2 protein-coding genes are annotated in these 2,422 nt (G+C 40.2%); one reads left to right on the top strand and one right to left on the bottom strand.

The genetic code is table 11. From position 1 onward, the window contains the following. Window positions 1–504 precede the first annotated feature (504 nt). The gene (locus CYK47_RS15100; protein ID WP_122902587.1) at window positions 505–1,866 is read left to right on the top strand and encodes an LLM class flavin-dependent oxidoreductase; all 1,362 of its coding nucleotides are present in this window, start codon (window positions 505–507) and stop codon (window positions 1,864–1,866) included. A gap of 68 nt (window positions 1,867–1,934) precedes the next feature. On the opposite strand, the gene CYK47_RS15095 is transcribed toward CYK47_RS15100, so the two are convergent. Further along, on the bottom strand, window positions 1,935–2,422 hold a 488-nt coding region (locus CYK47_RS15095; protein ID WP_122902586.1), incomplete at its 5' end, for an IS982 family transposase.

Below are 2,422 nucleotides of genomic sequence, written 5' to 3'. Positions count from 1 at the left end.
GCAGGGTCTTGTGGTGGCGCACCTTTGGATATTATTAAAAAATACATTCAAAACCAACAAGGTTAAAATCTGTGAAATTCACCTCCACCCTGACTGTCGGGTGGAGTCCTCTTTCACTTTAAGATAGATCAGTGAAGCTTAATGCTGATGCCAATGTATATAAGCCTGTAAATGAATATATGTTACCGATTCATGAAAACCTTAACGCGGTACAGCGACAAACTTCTGATATTTGGAATATTTCCGTCAGTAAAGCTTTCTAAACGCTGTTGATTTTACAACCCCTCTCTCAGGAGGGGATTTTTTGATTGTGTTTTTTCATTTTAAAGCTAAGTTAATCCCATATTAATCTGAATCAGCCCATACATGTGTCAGTCTGATCTGTCGCTCTAATAACACAGCCAAACAATAACAAACTATAAAATACTGAATTATATTCAGATTTTTTTTGGCATGCATTTTGAAATAGTTAAAACGAATATAATTTTTAACGACAGGTTATGTATGAGCAAACGTCAAATTAAACTTGGGGCATTTATTCCAACCACTTCACAACATGTTGCCGGCTGGCGTCATCCTGAATCACGTCCACAGGATCATTTAAGTCTAGACTATGTTATTGAATTGGCAAAAAGTGCAGAACGTGGCTTATTTGATGCTTATTTTCTTGCTGATGGTTTATCGGTACGTTGGGGTTCGGCTGCGGAAGCTGCTTTAGGTGCAGGTGATAAAGGTGTTGGTTTTGAACCCGTGACTTTATTTGCAGCCTTATCTGCAATAACCAAACATATTGGTTTTATTGCTACAGCATCGACGACCTACGAAGACCCCTATCTGTTAGCACGTAAATTTGCCTCACTCGATCATATTAGCCAAGGGCGTGCGGCATGGAATGTGGTGACCACCGCAGCAAGCGAAACTGAACGTAATTTTGGCTTACAACAGCATCCTAAAGCAGAAGAACGTTACGCGCGTGCTGATGAATTTATTGAAGTCACCCAAAAACTTTGGGATTCTTGGGAAGATGATGCCTTTATTTATGACAAACAAGCCGGTCAATTCTTTGAGCCAGAAAAATTACATGAACCCAATCATCATGGCAAATATTTTAAAGTGGAAGGTGCCTTAAATGTGTCACGTCCACCACAAGGTTATCCGGTCATTGTACAAGCCGGTCAATCCGAAGATGGGCGTGAATTAGCCGCTAAATATGCCGAAGTAATTTTTACTGCACAGCAAAACTTAGCTGATGCGCAAGAATTTTATCGTGATGTTAAAAGCCGCCTACTCAAATATGGTCGTCAGGCGGATGACTTAAAAATTATGCCGGGGGTGTCTATTTTTGTCGCGAAAACCGAACAAGAAGCGCAAGAAAAATATGCGCTACTAAATAGCTTGATCCGTCCTGAAGTGGGTTTAAGTTTGCTCTCTGGGCTTTCAGGTGGCATTGATTTAAGTAAATATGATTTAGATGCACCGTTCCCACAATTAAAAGATGCCGAAATTAACTTTTCGAGTCGTCAGCAAATGATGATTGATATTGCGCGTAAACATCAATTTAGCATTCGTGAGCTTTATCAATATATTGCTTCAGCACGTGGACATTGGACATTAATTGGCACACCCGAACAAGTCGTTGATCAATTACAAGAATGGTTTGAAAATGAAGCGGCGGACGGTTTTAACGTGCTCCCACCGACGACACCAGCAGGTTTAGATGATTTTGTCGATTTAATTGTGCCAGAGTTACAACGCCGTGGTTTATATCGTACCCAATATGAGGGTCACAGCTTACGTGAACACTTAGGCTTAAAACGACCTGAGAATCAATATGTGTTGCAAAGACAACACAGCGCAGCATCTTAATTGAAACAGCCTCTCTCATGAGAGGCTGTTTTGTCCTATAATAACCCGAATCATGGATAAGCCTGATTTTACATCTTTATAAATTGAGGTTTATTTTGATGACAAATTTGATAAGCACATAAGGATGCGTAAATTCCAGCGAAATAACCTGAAATGGAACGATGGCAACTGCTTACTAAGTTGTATTGTTGCTTCAATAAGCTAAAGATCGTCTCTATTTTATTGCGTTGTCTCAGCATGATTTCATCCTTTGATGATAGCTGCACTCTTCGCATGTTCTTGCGAAGATACGTAATCAATTCAACACCTTGCGCTCCTAGCTTATCTCTTAGAATCTCACTGATATAGCCACGATCACCGAAGATCTTACCAATGTAACCTTGAGCGAGCTTCGGTAGAAGCTTTATATCTGAAGTATGACCATTCGACAGTTGGGTCTGAATAAATTGACCCTGAGCATCCACCAATACATGCAATTTGCATCCATAGAACCAACCCATTGAGCTTCTACCTCGTGTGGCAATTTGTTTTAAAGATTTATGGCGCTCAATACGCT

The sequence above is a fragment of the Acinetobacter sp. B51(2017) genome, from assembly GCF_003711395.1.
Classification (GTDB): domain Bacteria; phylum Pseudomonadota; class Gammaproteobacteria; order Pseudomonadales; family Moraxellaceae; genus Acinetobacter.
The sequence above is the reverse complement of the archived record's forward strand: the minus strand, read 5'-3'. Positions and strand labels throughout refer to the sequence as shown.

Bases quoted from the DNA above. Each gene is read 5' to 3' on its own strand.
- CYK47_RS15100 (WP_122902587.1), top strand. From the start codon at position 505: ATGAGCAAACGTCAAATTAAACTTGGGGCATTTATTCCAACCACTTCA.